The sequence below is a fragment of the Bradyrhizobium sp. CCBAU 45389 genome (assembly GCF_028128625.1).
Lineage (GTDB): Bacteria > Pseudomonadota > Alphaproteobacteria > Rhizobiales > Xanthobacteraceae > Bradyrhizobium > Bradyrhizobium liaoningense_B.
On record NZ_LBIY01000031.1, the window covers coordinates 1 to 868 of the forward strand.

Below are 868 nucleotides of genomic sequence, written 5' to 3' on the forward strand. Positions count from 1 at the left end.
ACAAGGCTGATCGCCGAACCGTCGGTCACGAACAGACCCGACACCGCATTGGTCACCGTCAGCTTGTAGGCCGTCGATCCCGCGGCCGCCGGACCGTCCGCGCCGAACTGCGACGTCGCCGTCAGCAGCGCAACGTCCACCGCATGCGCGATGTAGCCCGTCCCCGTCACATCCGGATCGTCGCCCTTGGCGATCGCGCCGGTGTTGATGGTCGCCGCCGCGCTCGTCGGCGGGGAGCCCGCGTCCGTGTTGCCCTCGTCCAGCGCAGCCGTCGTGCCCGACAGCACCGCCGTCAGCTTCGGACCGTCGTCGTCGAAGGTGATCTTGCCCGACACGTCGACCGGCGTGCTCGCCTTGTCGCCGTCGCCGTCGGTGATCGTCACCGTCAGCGCCAGCGAGTTCGCGTTCAGCGACACCCCGTCGTCCGGCGTGTTGCTGGCGCTGTCCTGGTGCAGCGACAAATACTGCTCGACCGTCACCGCGCCCGTCGTGCCGTTGATCGAGATCGCAAACGCGGCCTGGTTGGCGAAGCTGCCCGCCTGCACCACGCCCACGATCACGCTGCCGTCGCCGTTCACGTCGACAAGGCTGATCGCCGAGCCGTCGGGGGGGGGGGGGGGGGGGGGGGGGGGGGGGGGGGGGGGGGGGGGGGGGGGGGGGGGGGGGGGGGGGGGGGGGGGGGGGGGGGGGGGGGGGGGGGGGGGGGGGGGGGGGGGGGGGGGGGGGGGGGGGGGGGGGGGGGGGGGGGGGGGGGGGGGGGGGGGGGGGGGGGGGGGGGGGGGGGGGGGGGGCGCTCGTCGGCGGGGAACCTGCGTCCGTGTTGCCCTCGTCCAGCGCAGCCGTCGTACCCGACAGCACCGCCGTCAGC

The 868-nt window shown here is 75.9% G+C and carries 2 protein-coding genes; one reads left to right on the top strand and one right to left on the bottom strand.

Annotated features, from left to right (window positions below; all coding sequences use genetic code 11):
- Nucleotides 1–560: DUF5801 repeats-in-toxin domain-containing protein (locus XH79_RS06845; protein ID WP_271581156.1), on the bottom strand; the 560-nt coding region annotated here is incomplete at its 3' end.
- Here XH79_RS06845 and XH79_RS06850 point away from each other — a divergent pair.
- A partial coding sequence (locus XH79_RS06850; RefSeq protein WP_271581157.1) for a hypothetical protein occupies nt 523–868 on the top strand: 346 nt, incomplete at its 3' end. The two genes, XH79_RS06845 and XH79_RS06850, sit on opposite strands and share 38 nt — an antisense overlap.